Origin of the sequence: Nocardia sp. NPDC050718 (assembly GCF_040654235.1) — a bacterium.
In the GTDB taxonomy this organism is placed as follows: Bacteria; Actinomycetota; Actinomycetes; order Mycobacteriales; family Mycobacteriaceae; genus Nocardia.
Map to the genome: position 1 here is coordinate 739,618 of NZ_JBFAHQ010000001.1, position 20,543 is coordinate 760,160.

A 20,543-nucleotide genomic window follows, 5' to 3' on the forward strand; every position below is an offset into this window, starting at 1 on the left:
GCGAGGATCGCCCGGTCAGGAGGGCTGAACGGGGATCTCGGGCAGTTCGTGGCTCTGCGAGGTGAAGTACTCGGGCGACCCGCCCGCCTTGGCGACACCCTCGATCGCCGACCACGCCATCATCGTCAGGTAGTCGATGACGTCCTGGCGCGGCATCGCCTTCTCGGTGGTCGTCCACCAGTGCGTGGCCAGCTGGATGCCGCCGACCAGCACATACGACCACAGCATGGCGCCGTCGGTGCGCACGCCCTTGGCGCCGGCCCGGTCGACGAGCACGGCCGTGACCACCTCGGCGAAGAGCCGCTCGAACTCCGCCAGCGAGGACTTGTCGCCCGCGGAGTTGCTCATGATGAACCGGTAGACCTCGGGGTCGTCGTCGACGGTGCCGACGTACTCGGTCATCGCGGCGCGCACCAGCTGGTACTCGTCGGCGTCGAGGTTGATCGCGCCGTAGACGCGGGGCAGCAGCGTGGTCTCGATGAACCGCTGCATGGTCGCGTGCACGAGGTCGTTCTTGTCGGCGAAATAGCGGTACAGGACGGTCTTGGACACGCCGATCTCGGTGGCGATCTCGTCCATGCCCGCCTGGCTGCCGCGCGCGCGGATGGCGTTGAGCGTGCCGTCGACCAGCTCTTCGCGCCGGTCGATCTTGTGCTGCCGCCACCGCCGTTTGCGGCCGTCGACAGGACCGCCGCCGCGTACGGTGGCGCGACCGGTCTGCTCGCCGATCTCGACAAGGTCTTCGGTGGACAGAACAGCCCCCTTAATCGATGTGGCGTCTCTGGTTCTACAGCTTAGGCGCGCCGGTGTGGGGTAGCGCTCGTTTGGCCGAGGTTGCGGCATTTACCACACCGCTGGTCTACCCGCGCGTAAGACAAACCGGGCGGTTCTGTGGTCGCCACGCGGGTTCGCGGCGGCGCGCTCGCGACGGGCACAGCAGAATGGGGGCTATGGAGAAAGCTCCCGGCAACACGGCGGTTCTCGCGCCGCGCACCGAGCCCGCCGCGCGACCAGCGGGTTTCGCGGTCATGACCGACGAGGCGGGCAAGAAACGTGACCTCTTCAAGATGAAAGCGCTGGCCACCGGGTTCCTCGTGGTGGCCAGCGTCGTGTACCTGTTCTGCCGCTGGCTCGAATCGCGCGGCGGCGGTGGTGAGTGGGTCGGCTATGTGCGGGCCGCCGCCGAAGCGGGCATGGTCGGCGCGCTGGCCGACTGGTTCGCGGTCACCGCGCTGTTCAAGCACCCGCTGGGGCTGCCGATCCCGCACACCGCGATCATCCGCAAGAAGAAGGACCAGCTCGGGTCGAGCCTCGGCGCCTTCGTCGGCACCAACTTCCTCGCGCCGGACGTGGTGTCGGCGCGCCTGGACTCGGCGCAGATCTCGCTGCGCGTCGGGACCTGGATGGCCGACCCCGGCCACGCGGCGCGGGTGGCGCAGGAGAGCGCGACCATCCTGACCGCGGTGGTCGGCGTGCTGCGTGACGAGGACGTCGAGCAGATCATCGACAACACCATCGTCAAGCGGATCGCCGAACCGCTGTGGGGTCCGCCGATCGGCCGGGTGCTCTCGGAGATGATCGCCGACAATCGCCAGCTGCCGCTGATCGATCTGCTGGCCGAGCGCGCGCATCAGTGGGCACTGGGTTCGCAGGAGACGATCGACCGGATCGTGCTGCGGGACGCGCCGCAGTGGGCGCCGAAATTCGTCAACACGTTGCTGTCCGAGCGGATCTACCGGGAGCTGGTCGAGTTCACCTGGAAGGTGCGCTCGAATCCCGACCACGAACTGCGCAAGGCCGCCGATCGCTTTCTCCAGGATTTCGCCGACGACCTGCAGCACGACGACGCGATGATCGCCAAGGCGGAGAAGGTCAAGGCCGAGATCATGGGCCGCGAGCAGATCACCGGCATGGCCGAGGCGACGTGGCGCGCGGCCAAGCGGCTGATCCTGGAGTCGGCCGAGGACCCCGATTCCACGTTGCGCCGCAAGGTGGCCGAGAATGTGCAGCAGCTCGGTGAACGCTTGCGCGACGACCCGGCCATGCGCGGCAAGGTGGACGGCTGGATCGATCGCGGCGCCCGCTATCTGGTCGGTAACTACTCGGCCGAGATCACGACCCTGGTGACCGACACCGTCGCGCGCTGGGACGCCGACGAGGCGAGCCGCAAGATCGAACTGCAGGTCGGCCGGGATCTGCAGTTCATCAGGATCAACGGAACGGTCGTCGGCGCGCTGGCAGGCCTGGCCATCTACACGATCTCGCAGTTGTTGTTCCACTGAGCCGAACCGTTAGCCGAACCTGTGCTAACAGAAGTGCTTGCAATAGCTAGCACCCTGATTTAGTATTGACCGTACAACCGCCAGAAGGTGAGTGATGGCAGACCAGCCCGAGGGACGTGTAGCGCACGCGGCACAAGACATCGGAGGGTTCATCAGGTCCCAGCGTGAAGCAGCGCAGGTGTCCTTACGTCAGCTCGCCGCACTGGCGGGGGTGAGCAATCCGTACCTGAGCCAGATCGAACGCGGATTGCGCAACCCTTCCGCCGAAGTACTCGCGCAGATCGCCAAGGCGCTGCGGGTGTCCTCGGAGGTGTTGTATGTGCGGGCCGGATATCTCGAGCAGCGTCCGCACAGCCCGGTCAGGGACGCCCTGCTCGCGGACACTTCGGTGACCGAGCGGCAGAAACAGGTGTTGCTGGAAATCTATGAGTCGTTTCGCCGGGAAAACGGGGAAGAAACCGGCTCAGGGGGGATCGAACGGGACAGCGACGTTTCGTTCACGACAACTGACACTCCGCCACGCCAGGAGAACGAAGACTGATGACCGAGAAGACCGCTACCGTGACCAAGCCGCTGTTCGCCACCGTCGGCGCGGGTGACGCCCTCTACACCGCCGTGAACGACGTCGTCGCCGACGTCCGTGGTCGCGTCGGCGCCACCGACGTCCAGGCCCGGGTCGACGAGGCCCGTGAGCGCATCGCCAACGTGCCCGCCGACGTGCAGGCCCAGTTCGAGACCCTGCGCGAGCGCATCGCCGGCCTGCCGTCGGAGCTGCCGGAGGACCTCGCCGACCTGCGCGAGAAGTTCACCCCGGAGGAGCTGCGCAAGCTGGCCGAGCAGTACTACCGCCAGGCGCTCGACATCTACGCCGACCTCGCCGTCCGCGGTGAGGAGACCGTCGACCGGCTGCGCGCCAACCAGGCCGTCGACGAGCAGATCGGCCGCGTGGAGAGCCTGTACAAGGACGCCTCCGCCCGCGCCGAGGATGCCCTCGCCAAGGTCACCGACCTGCTGGGCCGTGGCAAGGCCGAGGCCGAGACCGTCGCCGACGAGGTCGCGGCTGTCGTCGACGCCGAGGTCGTCGCCGTGAGCACCGAGGAGCCCGCCCCGGCTCCGGCCAAGGCGCCCGCCGCCAAGAAGGCCCCGGCCAAGAAGGCCCCCGCGAAGAAGGCCGCCCCCAAGAAGGCCTGATCTTCCACCGCGAACAGCGGCCCCGCGCACCAGTGGTGAGCGGGGCCGCTGTTCGTATGATGGGGGAGTGAACATGGTGAACGGTCTGACGTCGCTGATCCTGCTGGCCCTGTGGGTGGCGGCCTTCGGCGCGACGGTCTTCGCGCTGATCCACGCCGTGCGGCAGCGCGCGGACGCCTTCACGGCGGTCGACAAGATGACCAAGCCGATCTGGCTGGCGATCCTCGCGGGCGCGCTGGTCTTCCTGCTGCTCGGCATCGCCGGCTTCGGCATGCTGACCTCGTTCATCGCGATCATCGCGACGGGTGTCTACCTCGCGGATGTGCGCCCCAAGGTCGACGAGGTGCAGCGCGGCCCGCGCTGGTGACGACACGCGCCGGATTCCCGGCGCCGATCCCTCGCGGTTAGCGGTACGCGGTGTTACTGTATCTGGCAGTAACACAAAGGAGTGTGCCGATGCGTGCAAAGCTGCCGACGGCTCTGCTGAACCTGGTCGATTCCGCGTCCCTCGTGGTCAAGACCACCCTGGCGGCCCACCGGGCCGATCTGCGGACCCGAACCCACGGGATCGCGGCGTTCGATCCGCCGACCGTGCCCGCCGAGGTGATCCCCGTGGTCACCGCCGACGGCGCCCGGCTGCGGGTGCACGCCTACGGGCCTGTCGACGCGCCGGTCATCGTGTTCGCGCACGGCTGGACCTGCTCCATCGAATACTGGAACGCCCAGATCAACGCCTTCGCCGGCGAGTACCGCGTGGTCGCCTACGACCAGCGCGGCCACGGTGAGAGCACCAACGGCTACGCGCGCCCGAGCACCGATCTGCTCGCCGACGACCTGTGCGATGTGCTCGACGCGGTCCTGCTGCCCGGTCAGCGCGCGGTCCTGGTCGGCCACAGCATGGGCGGCATGACGCTCATCGCCTGGGCGGGCCGCTACCCCGAGCGGGTCGCCGAGCAGGCCGACGCCGTCGTGCTCACCAATACCGGCGCGCACTCGCTGGTCGAGGTCTCGACCATGGTCCCCGGGCTGAACAAGCCGCTGCGGATCCTGGGCGGCCGCCAGATGCCGACGCCGGACTGGCTCGGCAGGCTCATCCTCGGCACGCCGGTGGTCTTCCCGCCGATCAAGCCGGTGCGCTGGATCTTCGCCCGTCAGGTGATGACGCTGGACACCACGGCGGAGAAGCTGAACTACGCGCTGTCGGTGGTGCGCGGGTGTCCGATGATGACCCGGTCGCGCTACGGCCTGCTGCTCGCCGAGCTGCACCTGGGCGACGCCGCGCGCAACTTCAGCGTGCCGACCACGGTGCTGGCGGGCGATCGCGACGACATGACCCCGGCCCTGCACGCCGAGCGGCTGGCCGAGCTGCTGCGCGAGTCGGGCAACCTCGCCGGGTTCACGGTGCTCCCCACCGGGCACCTCGGCAATGTCGAGCGCTACGACCTGTTCAACGCCGAGCTGCGCGGCGTGCTGGCCGCCGTGCGTGAGCCTGTGCGCGCGCTGGCCTGAGCGCCTGCGAGGATGGGCGGATGAGTTCTGCCCCTGTGACCTCGGATGACCGCCGGTTCGTGCTGACCCTGGGCTGCCCGGACCGGCCGGGCATCATCGCCCGGATCTCCTCGTTCATCGCCGAGTTCGGCGGCTCGATCGTGGAGGCCGGCTACCACTCCGACGGTGACATCGGCTGGTTCTTCACCCGGCAGGCGGTCAAGGCCGCGACGGTGCCGTTCGGCATCGACGAACTGCGCGCCCGCTTCGCCGAGGTGGCCGCGGAGTTCGGTCCGGAGACCGACTGGCAGCTGCACGACTCCGGGGCGCCGCGGCGGGCGGTGCTGCTGGTCAGCAAGGACGGCCACTGCCTGCACGACCTGCTCGGCCGCGCGGCCGCGGGCGAGCTGCCCGCCACCATCGAGGCCGTCATCGGCAACCACCCCGACCTGGCCGGGATGACCGAGGCGCACGGCGTGAAGTTCCACTACGTGCCGTTCCCGAAGGACCCGGCCGAGCGCGGCCCGGCCTTCGAGCAGGTCCGCGACCTCGTCGACGGGCACGATCCGCACGCCGTCGTGCTCGCGCGCTTCATGCAGGTGCTGCCCGCCGAGCTGTGCGAGCACTGGGCGGGCCGCGCGATCAACATCCACCACAGCTTCCTGCCGTCGTTCGTCGGCGCGCGCCCGTATCACCAGGCCTACGCTCGCGGCGTGAAGCTGATCGGCGCGACCTGCCACTACGTCACGGCCGAGCTGGACGCGGGGCCGATCATCGAGCAGGACGTCATCCGGGTCGACCACGCCGACGACGTGCGCGACATGGTGCGGCAGGGCCGCGATATCGAGCGGGTCGTGCTGGCCCGCGGCCTGCGCTGGCACCTGGAGGGCCGGGTGCTGGTGCACGGCCGCCGCACGGTCGTCTTCGAGTAGTCCTCAGAGGTCGTAGAACGGTGCCGGGTAGCGGAATTCGCCGGTGACGGCCGGGTCGTAGGCCGTCAGCGGCCGCACCTGGAAGAACTCGGCCCAGTCGGCCTCGTCCGGCACGATGCCGAGCCGGGCGCCGGGCACGAATCCGAAGCGGGCGTAGTAGTCGGGATTGCCGACCAGGCCGACCACCGATTCGTCGAGCGCGTCGGCCGCGCCGAGCGCGGCGTGCATCAGCGCCGAACCGACCCCGGTCTTCTGATGTTCGGGATCGACGCCGAGCGGGCCGAGCGCGAGCACCGGGAACGGGCCGATCCCGGCCCTGGTGAGGCACAGGTGCCCGACGACCGTCTCGTACTCGAGAGCGACCAGTGACAGCGTCGGCATCCACGATTCGTCGGTGCGCAGCGCGTCGACCAGTGCCACCTCGGGTGGTTCGGTGATCGACGGGTCGTCGGCGTAGTGGGGGGTGAAGGCGTCGCGGTGGATGGCGGCGATGGCCGCGGCGTCCGCAGGGGTCTCTCGACGGATCAGCACAATCGTCTCCGTATCCTCGGCGGCCGGCGCCGGTCGAAAACCGCCACGCTTAAGTCTCCCGGATTTGGGTAGACCCGCGCAACGCTGTTTGCGTGGCGGCCTGCGCGGCGGCCGCCGTGTTGCGGTGTGTCATGCTCGAGTCCATGACCGTCTCGACACCGCTGACCCGGGCCGACGTGGCCGCGATGATCGATCACACCCTGCTCGCCCCCGAAGCCACTCCGGCCCAGGTCGAGGAGCTGATCGCCGAGGCGCGCACGCTCGGCGTGTACGCGATCTGCGTGTCGCCCTCGATGCTGCCGGTGCGGGCTCCCGGGCTGGTCGTCGCGACCGTCGCCGGCTTTCCGTCCGGCAAGCACCACTCGCTCGTCAAGGGTGCTGAAGCGCGTTTCGCGGTCGAGCAGGGGGCGGCCGAGGTCGACATGGTCATCGACGTGGGCGCCGCGCTGGCCGGTGACTTCAATGCCGTGCTCACCGACGTCATCACGGTGCGCGAGGCCACCACCGATCGCGGCGCCGTGCTCAAGGTGATCATCGAATCGGCCGCGCTCACCGACGAGGCGATCGTCGGCGCGTGCCGGGCCGCCGAGGAGGGCGGCGCCGATTTCGTGAAGACCTCCACCGGTTTCCACCCGGCGGGCGGGGCCAGCGTGCACGCGGTGCGGCTGATGGCCGAGACCGTCGGCGGCCGGCTCGGGGTCAAGGCCAGTGGCGGTATCCGCACCGCCGAGGACGCGGCCGCGATGATCGCGGCGGGCGCCACCCGGCTCGGGCTGTCCAAGTCCGCCGCGGTGCTCGACGGTTTCCCCGGCTGACGCCATCAGCAGGTGAATTCGGCCTGCTGACCGCTCGGCGCGGACTCGAGCGTGGTCTTGCCGCCCGCGAGCAGCACGGTGACGCCGTCGTCGGTGACCCGCACCTCCTGCGCGCGCAAGCCGAGCGGGTAGCTCTGCAGGCTCTGCGTGAAGGTCTCGACGATGCCCTGCACCAGGTCGGTGGGCAGGCCGATGCCGAGCAGCTGCGCCGACTTGGTCTCCACCACGACATTGCCGTCGCGGACCATCGGCTGCACCTGCAGCTGGGCCAGGCCGCCGATCACGTCGAGGGTGAGCACGCCGGTGGTGCGTGAGGAGGTCACGCCGCTGACCATGCCGCCGAGGGTCTGCTGGATGCCGTCGTTGTTCCAGGTCACCTCGGCCGAGGAGCTGCCGATGGTGCCGCCGCCGCGACCGCGGTCGGTGAGCTCGATGTCGTCGAACTCCGCGTGCACCACCATGCCGACCGCGGGACCGAACTTGTTGTCCTCGCTGTCGATGGTGACCGAGCCGACCTTGCCGTCGAGGTAGGTGAGCAGCATCGGCTTCGGGCCGAAGCCCACGTCGATGCTCGAGCCCATCTGCTGCTCGAACGAGCTGCTGATGCAGCGCGAGATCTGATGGCGGGCATAGGCTTCGGTGCCCACGATCGCGGCCACCAGCAGCGCGGCGACCACGACCAAGGCGATCACCAGCGTGCGCCGACCTACCTTGGGGCGTTGGGGTGTCTGCGTGGTCATGGCATCGGATTCTTCCGGATCTTTCTGTGTCTGCTCTGAGGAGGGCGTGAAAGCCTTCGCAGCAAAGTGTGACCTGGAGCACTTCACCGGGCGTAGCCTTGATCCATGACTGGCGAGGGTGTGCGCCGGGTGCAGGGGACGGCGGATCATCGGTGGCGTGTGCTGCGGCGGCTCGCCGGTCGGCACGCGGGCTTCTTCACGACCCGTCAGGTATTGCGAACCGGCTGTGAACTGCAGGTCAGAGCCGCGCTCGGCGACGGATCGGTGACCAGGGCAGGCGTCGGCATGATGCGGCTGGCGCAGTGGCGGGCCGGACCGCTCGACGAGTACGCGATGTGGGCGGCCTGGTTCGACGGCGCCGCGGCGGTGTCGTATCAGAGCGCGGCCGAGCTGCACGGGATCGGCCGGTTGCAGCCGCGGTTCCTGCATCTGTCGGTGTCGGCGGGGCGCCCGCCGGTGACGCCACGCCTGGTACTCACCCGGCGCAAGCTGGACGGGCCCGATGTCGAATCGGCCGGGCCGTTCCTGGTCACCACGCCGGTGCGCACCGTGCTCGATCTGGCCGAGACCGAGATCTCGCAGTCGGCGCTGGACGAGGTGGTGGCCGACGCGATCGCCATCCACCGCTGCGACATCGACGAGATCTGGTGGGGTGGACAGCAACTCGCCCCGCGCGCGGCCGCCCGGGTGCGCCGGGCGTTAACCGGCGTCTGACCAGCCGTTCGGCGCGACCACCGGCCACGGCACCGACAGCACGTTGTCGCGCATCCGGCGCCGGTACGCGCGCACCGGAAACCCGCTCTCGCGCAACAGCTCCGCCGCGCCGCGCCAGCGGACGCGCGGACCGTACGGCGCCAGCGCCGCCACCCGGTCCCAGGCGCGGTCGGCCGCGGTGAGCAGCGCGTGCACCGGTTCGCCCGGAATGTTGCGGTGGATCAGCACTTTCGGGAGTCGCTCGGCGATATCGGACGGGCGCTCGACGGTGAACGGATCCCAGGCCAGCGTCAGCGACAGCGGGCGCTGCCGGTCGAGCAGCACCCAGGCGCAGCGGCGGCCGAGCTCGTCGCAGGTGCCGTCGACGAACAGGCCGCCGGGCGCGAGGTTCGACCGGATCCGGGCCCAGGCGTCGGGCACGGCGTCCTCTGGGTACTGGCGCAGCACGTTGAACGCGCGGACCAGCACCGGGTGCAGCCCGGCCAGCTCGAAGCCACCGCGGGCGAAGCGCACGCCGTCGCGGCCGTCGACGACCCGGGCCGGGTCGATCTCGAGCCCGACCACCCGCAGATCGGGGCGGACGGTGCGCAGCCGGGCCGCCAGTTCGAACGTCGTCCATGGCGCGGCGCCGTAGCCGAGGTCGACGACCAGCGGATCGGCGGCCGCGCGCAGGCGGTCGGTCACCAGGTCGTCGTTGGTCAGCCAGCGGTCGCTGCGGCGCAGGCGGTTGACGCCGGTGGTGCCGCGGGTGATCGTGCCGACCGGTGCCGGTCGTTTGCGGTCCACGGCGGTCGTCTCTCCTGCGGGTGGGTCAGACCGACTTCTTCGCGGCGGCCTCTTCCAGCCAGCGCGAGGTCTCCTCCTGCTCGGCCCGGAACAGGTCGACCAGGTTCACCAGCATCAGCTGCTCCAGGCGCGGGCCGACCATCGGGATGAACACCTTGGCGGTGGGGGAGAACCGCATGGTGGCGCCGGTCTCGGTGGGGAACAGCCGGATGTCACCGGTGAGGCTGCCCGGACCGGCCGGGATGGACGCGGAGAAGCGGCCCTCGGTCTCGTCGTGGTCGAACCGGCCCCAGCTCTCCTTGCGGGTGATGACCATGTCCTTGCGCATCACCGTCTGGGCGATCTCGGGGAGCATCTCGCGCGGCAGCGTGTGCGCCAGCACCACCTCGATGCCGGAGTCGCTCACCTCGTGGCTGATCACCTCGTTGTGCGGGGAGTACTTCCGCATCTCGGCGACGCGCGCTTCCCAGTATTCCCTGCTCTGCAGCGCCGCGTAGAGCTCTTCGGTGGTGTGCAGCGGGTAGCGGGCGGAGTAGTCAAGTCGACGTGCCATGAGGGGACACGTTACCGGGGCGCTCGACACGGGCGCCCCGGACCGGTGGCTGTGCGGGTCAGTGGGTGGCGAGCCACTGTTCGGTGAAGCCCGCTTCGTTGCCGAGCAGCTCGAGCAGGTGCTCGGAGATCGCGGCCTCGATCTTGCCGCCGAACAGCGGGATCTTCACCTCGATGGTGCCGCTGACGGTGGCGATCGAGCCGGTGCCCTCGTCGGTCAGGGTGACGGTGGCGTTGACCTTGGCGGGCGCGCCGTCGACGTGGGCCTCGATGGTGCCGGTCGTGCCGGTGTAGCTCTCGGTGCGGGGAATCACCAGGTCGCCGGGGCGGACCGCGGTGATCGCGGGCGGCAGCTGATCGGCGGGGATCGACTGGACCATCTGCACGCGCACCTGGTCACCCGTGCCGCTGAAGGAATCCAGCCGGGCGCCGGGTCCGCCGACCTCTTCGATACGGGCCTTCCAGTACTGCTCGTCGGAGAACGCCGCGCGCACGGCCGCGACCGGCTTGGTGTAGCGAGCCGTGTACGCCAGAGGTGTAGCCATGCGCGACAGGCTACCGTCTTCAAACGTGGGAACAACACAGGTGGTGTCCGCCGATCAGGTGCGTGACCTCCTCGCCGATACCGGCGCGGTGGTGCGGGAATCGGTGCGTTTGTCCGAACTGACCACCCTGCGGGTCGGCGGGCCCGCGCTGGTCGCCGAGTGCGGCACCACGGAGGCACTGATCGCCACGGTGTCGGCGCTGGACACGGCCGGTATCCGGGTGCTGCTGATCGCGGGTGGGTCGAACCTGCTCATCGACGACGCCGGCTTCGACGGGGTCGTCGTCCGGGTGGCGACCACCGGCGTGCGGATCGGTGCCGACAGTGTGTTCGCGGAGGCGGGCGCCAACTGGGACGAGGTCGTCGCGGCGACGGTGGCGGCCGGCCTGGGCGGACTGGAATGCCTGTCGGGGATTCCCGGCTCGGCCGGGGCGACGCCGGTGCAGAACGTCGGCGCGTACGGCGCCGAGGTGTCCACGCTGCTGCGCCGGGTGCGGCTGCTCGATCGCACGACCGGCGAGGTCCGCTGGGCCGAGCCGGGCGAACTCGGCTTCGCGTACCGGACCAGCGTGCTCAAGCACAGCGACGCCGCGGTGGTGCTGGCGGTGGAATTCGGGCTCGACCCGTCCGGGCTGAGCGCGCCGCTGCGCTACGGCGAACTGGCCAAGGTGCTCGGCGCGGGCGACGGGGAGTCCCGCCCGGCCGCGGCGGTGCGCGCGGAGGTGCTGCGGCTGCGCGCGGGCAAGGGCATGGTGCTCGACTCCGCCGACCACGACACCTGGAGCGCCGGCTCGTTCTTCACCAACCCCGTCGTGGCCGAGGACCGGTTGCCGCAGGTCATGGCGGCCATCACCGCGCACCTCGGCGAGGTGTCGGTGCCGACCTACCCCGCGCCCGACGGCACCAAGCTCTCGGCGGGCTGGCTGATCGAACGCGCCGGATTCGCCAAGGGCTTCCCCGGCGAGCAGGCCGCGGCCCGGCTCTCGACCAAGCACACCCTCGCGCTGACCAACCGCGGCGCGGCCACCGCCGCCGACATCGCCGCGCTGGCCCGCACGGTCCGCGCCGGCGTCGAGGACCGTTTCGGCGTGACGCTGGAACCGGAGCCGGTGACGGTCGGCCTCACCCTCTGAGCCCGGCGGCGCCGCGGCGCGGTCGGTAGCCCGGCGTACATTCGATGCCGTGAGCAAACCTTCGGTAACCGCCTCGTTGCGTGCGCGCGGGACGGCAGTTCGGCATGTCCGGCGCGCGTTGGCCGCCGACAGCGGTGGCGTGGGTGTTCGGCGCGGGCGCCCCGTGGTTGCGGTGATCTTGCTGGCGGCGCTGGTCGTGCTGACCGGCTGCACGATCGACCGGTCCGGCGGCGGCGCCGCGCCGGCGGGGCCGGTCGCGCGGGTCACCATGACGCCTGCGGCGGGGGCGACCGATGTCGCGCCGGTCACCCCCGTGTCGGTGACGGTCGCCGACGGCCGGATCGACCAGATCGCGCTCACCAACGCCAACGGCAAGCAGGTCGCGGGCACCTTCGGCCCCGATCGCGCGAGCTACCAGGTCACCGAGCCGCTCGGCTACGACGCCACCTACACCTGGACCGGCACCGCGATCGGCACCGACGGCAAGCCGGTCCCGATCGACGGCACCTTCCGCACGCTGACACCGAAGTCGACGATCCCGGCCACGATCAATATCGGTGACGGCCAGGAGGTCGGTATCGCCGCCCCGATCATCATCAAGTTCACCGGCCCGGTGACGAACAAGGCCGCGGTGGAGAAGGCGCTCACCGTCACCACCGACCCGGGCACCGAGGGCTCGTGGGCGTGGCTGCCCGACGACGGCGGTTCGCGGGTGCACTGGCGGCCGAAGAACTACTGGACTCCCGGCACCACCGTGCACGTCGCGGCCAAGCTGTACGGCGTCGATCTCGGCGGCGGCGCGTACGGCGACTCCGACCTCACCTCCGACTTCACGATCGGCCGCAGCCAGATCGTCATCGCCAACGCCCCGAGCCATCGCATGCAGGTGGTCCGCGACGGCGTCACCGTCTTCGACTTCGCCGTCTCCTACGGCGAGGGCAACGAGCCGCGCAACGTCACCCGCTCGGGCACCCACGTGGTCACCGAGAAGTACGAGGACTTCATGATGTCGAATCCGCCGTACTACACCAACGTTCGCGAGCGCTGGGCCGTCCGGATCTCCAACAACGGCGAATTCATCCACGCCAATCCGGAATCCCTGTCCGCCCAGGGCTCGTCCAACGTGACCAACGGCTGCATCAACCTCTCACCCGCCGACGCCCAGGCCTACTTCCCGACCGCCCGCTACGGCGACCCGGTCGAGGTCACCGGCACCTCCATCGGGCTCTCCCAGGCCGACGGCGACATCTACGACTGGGCCATCGACTGGCCGACCTGGCAGTCCATGTCGGCGTTGCCCGCCGGTTCCTCGTCGGGCGGATCGGCCGCCGGGCCACGCTAGCGCTCGCCGTGCCATGGTCCGGATGCCGACGCACCCCGCACGCTGAACGCGTGCGGGGTGCGCTGTTCCGCCGGTGTTTCGTCACACCAGGGCCGGGGTGCGGCTGGGCCAGCGGGGGTGGTTGCGGTCGATCACGTACGAGTGGGTGTGCTGGTAGCGGCCGGGGGTGATTTCGACGGCATCGGTGAGGATGGCCGGGTCGACGGTGCCGAGCTCGTGGATGTGGGTGATCTCGGTGGGATCCTGGCGGGGCCACAGCCGGATCGCCGCGACGGCGCCGAGGGCGGCGATGACCGACAGGGTGACCCAGGTGGTGGTGAAGCCGGCGGTGGTGGCCAGCCAGCCGGTGATCGGGTAGGTGATCAACCAGGCGAGGTGCGACAGGGAGAACTGGGCGGCGAAGATGGCCGGGCGATCCTCGGGCTGGGCCGAGCGGCGCAGGACGCGGCCCGTTGGGGTGAGGACCAGGGCGGTGCCGACACCGATGGTTGCCCAGGTGGCCAGGGCGGCGGCCCAGCTCCAGTCGCCGATGCTCGTGGTCGACAGCGTGATCGCGGCGACGAGGCCGGTGACCAGCACGGCCGCGCCGGACAGCATCACCGGACGTTCACCGCGCCGGTCCAGGATCTTGGGCAGGGTCAGCGCGACGAGCATCGTGCCGAAGCCGTTGGCGGCCAGCAGCAGCGCGACGCCGGACTGATCGCCGCCGAGCACGTCGCGGGCGTAGTTGACGGTGTTGACCATGACCACCGAGCCGGCGGCCGCGACCACCAGGTTCAGTCCGAGCAGGCCGCGCAGTCGCGGGGTCGCGGCGAACAGCCGCAGGCCGGCGGCGAGCCGCTGCCCGATCGCGCCGTCGCCCACCACCGCGTTCGGGATGTGCGCCGTCAGTACCAGGGCGACCGAGACCGCGAAGCCGATACCGGTGCCGACGAACAGCCAGTGGAAGCTGATCACGCTCAGCGCCAGCGCCGCCAGCATCGGGCTGAGCAGGGTTTCCATGGTCGCGGCCAGCTGGGCGGCCGAGAGCGCCTTCGTGTAGTCGCGCTCGTCGGGCAGGATGTCCGGCAGTACGGCCTGGTAGGTGGGGGTGTAGGCGGCCGAGGCGATCTGCAACAGGGTGATCAGCACGTAGATCTGCCAGATCTGGTCGACGAACGGCAGCGCCAGCACGATGCCGCCGCGAATGCCGTTGAGCGCCATCAGGAATTGCCTGCGCGGTAGGAGCCCCGCGTAGGCGCCCGCGATCGGGGCGACGATGACGTAGGCGACCATCTTCAGCGTCAGCGCGGTGCCGAGCACGATCGCGGCGTCGCCGCCCGCCAGCTCGTAGGCGAGCAGGCCGAGGGCGACCGTGGTGAGCCCGGTCCCGAACAGGGCCGCGACCTGCGCCGTGAACAGCAGGCGGTAGTCCCGGTGGGCGAACAGCGAGGTGGTCATGATGGTCGTCCCTCCCGGACATGCATGGTCTGTTATCTGCGTACTGATGCAACTATATACCCATGGGGGGTATTCCGGTCAAGAGGTGGAAAGTCTCCGCTTGACCTGAAGGGAAGTTGAGGTAGCACCGTTGTGCGCAGCGGCGGCCACGCGGCCGCCACCTAGTCGGAGGAACACATGAGCGCCACGGTTGAGCACGCCCGCACCGCCATTCGCCCGCTGCGGGTCGTCGTCGTCATCGGCAGTACCAGGGAGGGGCGCTTCGGTCCCACGGTCGCCGACTGGTTCGTCCGGCTGGCGTCGCTGCGCGACACGATCGAGGTCGACGTGGTCGACACCGGTCGGGTCGAACTGCCCAGCGCCTTCGGCGCCACCGCCGAGCATCCGTCCGTGGCCGAGGCCACCGGCAAGCTCGCCCGCGCCGACGCCTTCGTCGTAGTGACACCCGAGTACAACCACAGCTACCCGGGCACCCTCAAGAACCTGATCGACACCCACCACACCGAGTGGCAGGCGAAACCGGTCGGCTTCGTCTCCTACGGCGGCATCTCCGGTGGGCTGCGGGCCGTGGAACACCTGCGGCCGGTCTTCGCCGAACTGCACGCGGTCACCGTCCGCGACTCGGTCGCCCTCCCCAACCCCTGGGGCAGATTCGACGACGCGGGCGCGCTGACCGATCCGGACGCCGCCGAAGCCGCCGCCGCGGTCCTGCTCGACCAGCTGATCTGGTGGGCCGAAGCCCTGCGCGCCGCCCGCGCCGTCCGCCCGTACGGGAAGTGATCGCCGTGCTGACCAGGACCGCGACCGCCCCGCCCGGCACCCGCGACCCCATGCGCATCGCGCTGGTGCTGGTGGTCGGGATGATCATGGCGACGCTCGACCAGACGATTGTGAACGTCGCCATCAACAAGCTCTCCGTCGAGTTCGACGCGGGACTGAGCACGATCCAGTGGGTGGCCACCGGCTACTCGCTCGCCCTCGGCGCCGTGGTGCCGACCTCGGCCTGGCTGGTCGGCCGCTTCGGCGCCAAACGGCTGTATCTGACGGCGATCGCCGCGTTCGCGGTCGGCTCGGTACTGGCGGGGCTGGCCTGGAACATCGAGTCGCTCATCGCGTTCCGGCTGGTGCAGGGCGCGAGCGGCGGCCTGCTGATGCCGGTCGCGATGACGATTCTGCTGCGCGCGGCCGGACCGGAGCGGCTGGGGCGCCTGATGAGCACCCTCGGCCTGGCGATCCTGGTCGGCCCGCTGCTGGGTCCGGTGATCGGCGGCTACCTCATCGACGAGGTGTCCTGGCGCTGGATGTTCTTCCTGAACCTGCCGCTTGGCGCGCTGGTGCTGGTGCTGGCGGCCCGGGTGGTGCCCGACGACGCGCCGGAGCCGCCGCGGCCGCTCGATGTGATCGGCCTGCTGCTGATGTCGCCGGGCCTGGCGCTGGTGATCTACGGCGTGACCGCCGCGGGCGAGAACGCCGGCTTCGTCTCGGCGTCGGTGCTGGTGCCGCTATCGGCGGGCGCCGGGCTCATCGTCGCGTTCGTGCTGCGCTCGCTGAGCACGCCGGTGCCGCTGCTGGATCTGCGGGTCCTGGGCAACCGCACGACCGGGATCTCCGCGACCCTGCTCGCGCTGTTCGCGAGCGGCTACTTCGGGTCGATGCTGTTGCTGCCGCTGTACTTCCAGGTGGTCCGCGGTGAATCGGCCCTGGTGGCGGGCGCGCTCGGGATTCCGTTCGCGCTGGCGTCGGGCGCCACCATGCAGGTGGCCGGCCGGTTGATCGATCGGATTCCGCCCGGTCGCTACCTGCCGGTGTCGATCACGGTGGCGCTCACCGGTTTCGTGCTGTTCGTGCTCCAGCTCGACGCGGACGCGCCGTACTGGGCGCTCGGCCTGACCATGCTGCTGATGGGCGCCGGTGGCGGCGGCACCATGATGCCGGTGATCACCACCGCCACCCGGCCGCTGAGCCGGGAACAGCAACCGGCCGGGTCGACGGTGCTGAACATGATCAGCACCACCGCCATGGCGGTCGGCACCGCGGTGAGCTCGGTGACGCTGGGCGCGCTGCTCCCGGTGACCGGCGGGCTCCAGGCCCTGCACGGCATGGACCAGGTCGAACGCGCCGAGCTGGCCCCGGCCCTGGCCGAGGCTTTCCAGCACACCTACTGGATCGCCCCGGTGATGATCGCGCTGGCGATGATCCCGGCGCTACTGCTGCCGCGTCGCTAGCCGGTCGGCCACACCACCGCCTGGGCGACGATGACGTTCGTGCCGTTGAAGGTGACGGCGGGGCCCTCGTGCAGTTCGTAGCCGAGGGCCAGCGCCGCGCTCACCCGGCGGCAGAACGTCTCGTCGTCCGGGCCGGTCAGCACGCGGTAGATCGGTAGCCCGTCCGGTGGTTGGCTCATGCGGGCGATTATCCGCTAGGCGGACTCGCTCGCGCGTTCCTTGCTCAGCGTCTCGGTCTGATCGGTGTTGAGCCCCTGCTGCTTGGCCAGCAGGTCGCGGATCTCGATGAGCAGTTCGGTCTCGGTGGGCTCGGCCGCCTTGGTGGTGCCGAAGCGGTTCTTCAGCGACTTCATCGGGAGCATCAGCACGAAGTACAGCACCGCGGCGACCATGAAGAAGTCGATGAACGCGGTGATGATCGGGCCGAGCGCGATGAAGGTGGCCGGCTTGTCGGCGATCAGCTGGACGCCGAGGCCCAGCTCGTTGGACGAGCCGAACACCGCGAGCAGCGGGTTGACGATGCCCTTGGTGAACGAGGTGACGACGGCGGTGAAGGCGGTGCCCATGACCACCGCGACCGCGAGGTCGATGACGTTTCCGCGCATCAGGAAGTCTTTGAACCCGTCGAACACGGACTTGATACTGCGCATCGGTGGAGCACTCCTAAGACTGGCTATCGGCAAACGTGGTGATGCTAGCGACCGCCCCAACTGGTAGCGAATTCGTAGCTATGCCGTCGGCCGGTCCTGGGCAGTATCGGCCCCGACGGGCCGGGCCGCCACTCGGGCGGTGCTGCCCCCGGATTCGGTTGCCCGGTCCGGGGATTGAACGCCGCAGGTCAGGAGCGTCGCGCGAAGCTGCCGGGGCCCGCCTGGTCACGGGGCTTGACGACGATGGTGTCGAGGTTCACGTGCGCGGGCCTGCTCGCGACGAAGCCGACGATCTCGGCGATGTCCTGGGCGTAGAGCGGATCGATGCCCTGGTAGACCTTGGCGGCGCGCTCGGCGTCGCCGTCGAAGCGGACCAGGGAGAACTCGGTCTCCACCGCGCCGGGCGCGATCTCGGTCAGCCGCACCGGCTGCCCGAGCAGCTCGTCGCGCAGGGTGCGGTGCAGCACGGCCTGGGCGTGCTTGGCCGAGGTGTAGCCGGCGCCGTTCGGGTAGGCGTGGAAGGCGGCGATGGAGGTGATGGTGACGATCAGGCCGTCGCCGGAGTCGACGAGTTTCGGCAGCAGCGCCTTGGTCAGGCGCAGGGTGCCAAGGACGTTGGTCTCCCACATCCAGCGCCAGTCGTCGAGGTCGGCCTCGGCGACCGTGGCCAGGCCCTTGGCGCCGCCCGCGTTGTTGACCAGCACGTCGACCCGGTCGATCGAGTCGGTGAACGCGCGCACCGACTCCTCGACGGTGACATCCAGCTCGACGGCGGTGCCGCCGATCTCCTCGGCGAGGCGCCGCACCCGATCGAACCGCCGGGCACCCACGTAGACGTGGTAGCCCTGCTTGGCGAGTTCCCGGGCGGTGGCTTCACCGATTCCCGAGCTGGCTCCGGTGACGACGGCGGTGCGAGTGCTCATGTGGATTGATCCTATTCGCCGTGGATTCGCCGTCGCCATGGCTGGGATCACCGTGATGTGTACCGGCGTTAGCCTGTCGGCATGGCTATTCGCGATGCTGTCAGTGCCGACGGAACCAGGATCGTCTACCGGGTCAGCGGCCCGGAGACCGGCAGGCCGCTGGTGCTGCTGCACGGCTGGGCGGGCAATCTGCGCTGCTGGGGTGGGGCGGCCGACGATCTGGCCCAGCGCTACCGGGTCGTCGCCGTCGACCTGCGCGGGCACGGCTACTCCGACGATCCGGGCGCGGGCTACGACGATCCCAAGGCATGGGCGGGCGATGTCGCCGCCGTGCTGGCGGCCGAGGGCATCGAATCGGGCGCGGTGTTGCTGGGCTGGTCCTACGGCGGCATCGTCGCCACCGACTACCTCGCCACGCACGGCAGCGCCGCCGTCGCCGCGGCCGTCTACTGCGGGTCGCAGGCCGGTATCGGCCCGAAGGTGCCCGGCGCGGCGCCCGGCCCGGCCATGGAGAAGGCGATTCCGGGTGTCTTCGACGAGGCGGCCGGTCGCGCGGTGCGCGGCTTCTCGGTGTTCGGCAATGCCAACACCGGTCCCGGCGCGGACAAGGGTGTCGACGCCCAGCGGCTGTTCGGCACCAGCCTGGCCACCCCGCCCTCGGTCCGCAAGGCGCTGTTCTACCGCACCGTCGACAACACCGGCACCCTGCGCGGCCTCGACATCCCGGTCCTGGTCCTGCACGGCACCGAGGATCCGGTGGTGCCCGCGGCCAACGGGCAGTACATCGCCGACAATGCCCCTAACGCCAGCATCTCGCTGTGGGAGGGTGCCCAGCACGGGCTCTTCATCGAGGATCGGCCGCGCTTCTTCGCCGAGGTCAGCGCGTTCATCGACGCGCTGGACTGAGATCCGGCGCCCGCGCGGCGCCTCCCTTGCTGTGAACTATCAATGTTTCAGAAATGCGGGTGCGGGCAGCCTGACCTGCCTAACCTCTCTCGCACGGTCTCGTTCTCGGCCGGGCAGGGAGGTGACGCATGGGCGTCCTGGCACGGTGTGGGTTGCTTCTCGTCGCGGGGCTGGTCTGCGCCCAAGCGGTCGCCGGCGCGGCGCCGCCCGATCCGCGCGGCATCGATGCCGCGCGGCTGATCTCGGCGACGCCGGGGCAGGGGCGGGTCGTCGACCTGGTCGTCTACTCCGGGGCGATGGGCAGGCCGGTGCACGTCGCCGTGCTGCCCGCCGCCGACCGGGCTTCCTCGGCGCCGGTGCTGTACCTGCTCAACGGGGTCGACGGCGGCAGCACCACCGGTGACTGGCGCGACGGCGGAAACTGGCTGACCCGCACCGATTCCGAGCATTTCTTCGCCGACAAGCAGGTCACCGTGGTGATGCCGATCGGCGGCGCCGGCAGCTATTACGCCGACTGGCGCGCCGACGATCCGGTGCTCGGCCGCCAGCGCTGGACGACCTTCCTCACCCGCGAACTCCCGCGCGTGATCGACGCCGAATTCCGCGGCACCGGAGCCAATGCCATCGCCGGCGTCTCGATGGCGGGCACGGCCGCGTTCCAGCTGGCCCTGGCCGCGCCCCAGCTCTACCGCGCCGTCGGCAGTTACAGCGGCTGCGTGTCCACGAGTGGTCCGCAGGGGCACGCCATCGTCAACACCGTCGTCTCCGGCCAGAACGGTGACCCGGTGAACATGTGGGGACAACCCGGCGACCCGCTCTGGGCCGCCAATGATCCCTTCCTGCACGCGGATCGGCTGCGCGGCCTGGCCATCTACGTGGCCTCCGGCACCGGCCTGCCCGGCGACCTCGACACCACCGTGGGCCCCGGCATCGGCGGCGACACCATGAAGCTGATCGATCAGCTGCTCGTCGGCGGCGCGCTCGACGCGGTCACCGGCCTGTGCACGCGCCAATTGGCCGTCCGCTTCGGCGAACTCGGCATCCCCGCCACGGTCGACCTGCGCCCCAACGGAACCCACTCCTGGGGCTACTGGACCGACGACCTGCACCGCTCCTGGCCGCTGTTCGCCCGCGCCCTGCGCGTGGGCTGAATCGGATATCTGCTGCCGGATCGCGTGCTCGCCGGTCCTCGGAAAAGAGTCCGGTGAGTCTTTTCACAGCAAATTCGAGGCGATTCCGGCTGTCCGCTGGGTTCGCAATATTGCGCTCTATGGGAACGGGTTCCTCGCAGGTCATCGGCAATGTTTCAGCAGGTCGGGTTGGTGTCTGAGGCCGATGTGATACGACTG

The 20,543-nt window shown here is 70.0% G+C and carries 24 protein-coding genes; 14 read left to right on the forward strand and 10 right to left on the reverse strand.

Features of this window, described 5'->3' with window-relative positions; genetic code table 11:
- Nucleotides 1-15: 15 nt before the first annotated feature.
- The gene (locus AB0H54_RS03505; protein ID WP_355274109.1) at nt 16-843 is read right to left on the reverse strand and encodes a TetR/AcrR family transcriptional regulator; all 828 of its coding nucleotides are present in this window, start codon (nt 841-843) and stop codon (nt 16-18) included.
- 107 nt (nt 844-950) lie between these two features.
- Here AB0H54_RS03505 and AB0H54_RS03510 point away from each other — a divergent pair, with 107 nt between their 5' ends.
- From AB0H54_RS03510 to purU, 6 genes are all read left to right on the forward strand, one after another.
- Nucleotides 951-2,282, forward strand: a complete 1,332-nt coding sequence (locus AB0H54_RS03510; protein ID WP_355274107.1) for a DUF445 family protein — start codon at nt 951-953, stop codon at nt 2,280-2,282.
- 94 nt (nt 2,283-2,376) lie between these two features.
- On the forward strand, nt 2,377-2,823 hold the full coding sequence (locus AB0H54_RS03515) for a helix-turn-helix transcriptional regulator (RefSeq protein WP_071932013.1): 447 nt from the start codon (nt 2,377-2,379) through the stop codon (nt 2,821-2,823).
- The gene (locus AB0H54_RS03520) at nt 2,823-3,473 is read left to right on the forward strand and encodes a heparin-binding hemagglutinin (protein WP_357342488.1); all 651 of its coding nucleotides are present in this window, start codon (nt 2,823-2,825) and stop codon (nt 3,471-3,473) included. The genes AB0H54_RS03515 and AB0H54_RS03520 overlap by 1 nt, the downstream gene beginning before the upstream one ends.
- A 73-nt stretch (nt 3,474-3,546) precedes the next feature.
- On the forward strand, nt 3,547-3,840 hold the full coding sequence (locus tag AB0H54_RS03525; protein WP_342800085.1) for a DUF2516 family protein: 294 nt from the start codon (nt 3,547-3,549) through the stop codon (nt 3,838-3,840).
- An 89-nt stretch (nt 3,841-3,929) separates the two neighbouring features.
- Complete coding sequence (locus AB0H54_RS03530) at nt 3,930-4,982, forward strand: alpha/beta hydrolase (protein WP_357342489.1); 1,053 nt, start codon at nt 3,930-3,932, stop codon at nt 4,980-4,982.
- Between the two features lie 20 nt (nt 4,983-5,002).
- Nucleotides 5,003-5,893 (forward strand): formyltetrahydrofolate deformylase, encoded by an 891-nt coding sequence (gene purU, locus AB0H54_RS03535; RefSeq protein WP_357342490.1) that lies wholly within the window; start codon nt 5,003-5,005, stop codon nt 5,891-5,893.
- A gap of 3 nt (nt 5,894-5,896) precedes the next feature.
- On the opposite strand, the gene AB0H54_RS03540 is transcribed toward purU, so the two are convergent.
- A complete protein-coding gene (locus tag AB0H54_RS03540; protein ID WP_357342492.1) occupies nt 5,897-6,424 on the reverse strand; it encodes an N-acetyltransferase in 528 nt (175 codons plus the stop codon).
- A 143-nt stretch (nt 6,425-6,567) separates the two neighbouring features.
- Here AB0H54_RS03540 and deoC point away from each other — a divergent pair, with 143 nt between their 5' ends.
- Nucleotides 6,568-7,239 carry a deoxyribose-phosphate aldolase gene (gene deoC, locus AB0H54_RS03545; RefSeq protein ID WP_355274095.1) on the forward strand — a complete coding sequence of 224 codons (672 nt, stop codon included), beginning with the start codon at nt 6,568-6,570 and terminating at the stop codon, nt 7,237-7,239.
- 5 nt (nt 7,240-7,244) lie between these two features.
- Here deoC and AB0H54_RS03550 read toward each other — a convergent pair whose 3' ends face one another.
- Nucleotides 7,245-7,979 (reverse strand): DUF2993 domain-containing protein, encoded by a 735-nt coding sequence (locus tag AB0H54_RS03550; RefSeq protein WP_355274092.1) that lies wholly within the window; start codon nt 7,977-7,979, stop codon nt 7,245-7,247.
- Nucleotides 7,980-8,084: 105 nt separating this feature from the next.
- On the opposite strand from AB0H54_RS03550, the gene AB0H54_RS03555 reads away from it, so the two are divergent.
- Nucleotides 8,085-8,693, forward strand: coding sequence for a hypothetical protein (locus tag AB0H54_RS03555; protein WP_355274089.1), 609 nt, complete (start codon nt 8,085-8,087; stop codon nt 8,691-8,693).
- On the opposite strand, the gene AB0H54_RS03560 is transcribed toward AB0H54_RS03555, so the two are convergent.
- From AB0H54_RS03560 to AB0H54_RS03570, 3 genes are read right to left on the reverse strand one after another with little or no spacing between them, the layout of a single operon-like run.
- The gene (locus AB0H54_RS03560; protein WP_355274086.1) at nt 8,679-9,479 is read right to left on the reverse strand and encodes a class I SAM-dependent methyltransferase; all 801 of its coding nucleotides are present in this window, start codon (nt 9,477-9,479) and stop codon (nt 8,679-8,681) included. The two genes, AB0H54_RS03555 and AB0H54_RS03560, sit on opposite strands and share 15 nt — an antisense overlap.
- Nucleotides 9,480-9,504: 25 nt before the next feature.
- On the reverse strand, nt 9,505-10,032 hold the full coding sequence (locus tag AB0H54_RS03565; RefSeq protein WP_355274083.1) for a DUF2505 domain-containing protein: 528 nt from the start codon (nt 10,030-10,032) through the stop codon (nt 9,505-9,507).
- A 58-nt stretch (nt 10,033-10,090) separates the two neighbouring features.
- A complete protein-coding gene (locus tag AB0H54_RS03570) occupies nt 10,091-10,576 on the reverse strand; it encodes a DUF2505 domain-containing protein (RefSeq protein WP_357342493.1) in 486 nt (161 codons plus the stop codon).
- Between the two features lie 40 nt (nt 10,577-10,616).
- On the opposite strand from AB0H54_RS03570, the gene AB0H54_RS03575 reads away from it, so the two are divergent.
- Together AB0H54_RS03575 and AB0H54_RS03580 are read left to right on the forward strand one after the other, a co-directional pair.
- The gene (locus AB0H54_RS03575; protein ID WP_357344181.1) at nt 10,617-11,708 is read left to right on the forward strand and encodes a UDP-N-acetylmuramate dehydrogenase; all 1,092 of its coding nucleotides are present in this window, start codon (nt 10,617-10,619) and stop codon (nt 11,706-11,708) included.
- A gap of 163 nt (nt 11,709-11,871) precedes the next feature.
- Nucleotides 11,872-13,050, forward strand: coding sequence for an Ig-like domain-containing protein (locus tag AB0H54_RS03580; protein ID WP_357342494.1), 1,179 nt, complete (start codon nt 11,872-11,874; stop codon nt 13,048-13,050).
- Nucleotides 13,051-13,131: 81 nt separating this feature from the next.
- On the opposite strand, the gene AB0H54_RS03585 is transcribed toward AB0H54_RS03580, so the two are convergent.
- Nucleotides 13,132-14,490 carry an MFS transporter gene (locus AB0H54_RS03585; RefSeq protein WP_357342495.1) on the reverse strand — a complete coding sequence of 453 codons (1,359 nt, stop codon included), beginning with the start codon at nt 14,488-14,490 and terminating at the stop codon, nt 13,132-13,134.
- Nucleotides 14,491-14,667: 177 nt separating this feature from the next.
- Here AB0H54_RS03585 and AB0H54_RS03590 point away from each other — a divergent pair, with 177 nt between their 5' ends.
- Both AB0H54_RS03590 and AB0H54_RS03595 read left to right on the forward strand, forming a co-directional pair.
- Entirely contained in the window at nt 14,668-15,270 is a 603-nt protein-coding gene (locus AB0H54_RS03590) for an NAD(P)H-dependent oxidoreductase (RefSeq protein WP_357342496.1), read from the forward strand.
- Nucleotides 15,271-15,275: 5 nt separating this feature from the next.
- On the forward strand, nt 15,276-16,715 hold the full coding sequence (locus AB0H54_RS03595) for a DHA2 family efflux MFS transporter permease subunit (protein WP_357342498.1): 1,440 nt from the start codon (nt 15,276-15,278) through the stop codon (nt 16,713-16,715).
- Here AB0H54_RS03595 and AB0H54_RS03600 read toward each other — a convergent pair.
- The 3 genes from AB0H54_RS03600 to AB0H54_RS03610 all read right to left on the reverse strand — a co-directional run bounded on the left by AB0H54_RS03600 (nt 16,712) and on the right by AB0H54_RS03610 (nt 18,288).
- Complete coding sequence (locus AB0H54_RS03600) at nt 16,712-16,894, reverse strand: DUF1737 domain-containing protein (protein ID WP_357342499.1); 183 nt, start codon at nt 16,892-16,894, stop codon at nt 16,712-16,714. The two genes, AB0H54_RS03595 and AB0H54_RS03600, sit on opposite strands and share 4 nt — an antisense overlap.
- 15 nt (nt 16,895-16,909) lie before the next feature.
- Nucleotides 16,910-17,347 (reverse strand): large conductance mechanosensitive channel protein MscL, encoded by a 438-nt coding sequence (gene mscL / locus AB0H54_RS03605; protein WP_357344183.1) that lies wholly within the window; start codon nt 17,345-17,347, stop codon nt 16,910-16,912.
- A 206-nt stretch (nt 17,348-17,553) separates the two neighbouring features.
- Entirely contained in the window at nt 17,554-18,288 is a 735-nt protein-coding gene (locus AB0H54_RS03610; protein WP_355274063.1) for an SDR family NAD(P)-dependent oxidoreductase, read from the reverse strand.
- An 81-nt stretch (nt 18,289-18,369) separates the two neighbouring features.
- Here AB0H54_RS03610 and AB0H54_RS03615 point away from each other — a divergent pair, with 81 nt between their 5' ends.
- Together AB0H54_RS03615 and AB0H54_RS03620 are read left to right on the forward strand one after the other, a co-directional pair.
- Nucleotides 18,370-19,194, forward strand: a complete 825-nt coding sequence (locus tag AB0H54_RS03615) for an alpha/beta hydrolase (protein ID WP_357342502.1) — start codon at nt 18,370-18,372, stop codon at nt 19,192-19,194.
- A gap of 128 nt (nt 19,195-19,322) precedes the next feature.
- A complete protein-coding gene (locus AB0H54_RS03620) occupies nt 19,323-20,345 on the forward strand; it encodes an alpha/beta hydrolase family protein (RefSeq protein WP_357342504.1) in 1,023 nt (340 codons plus the stop codon).
- Nucleotides 20,346-20,543 lie beyond the last annotated feature (198 nt).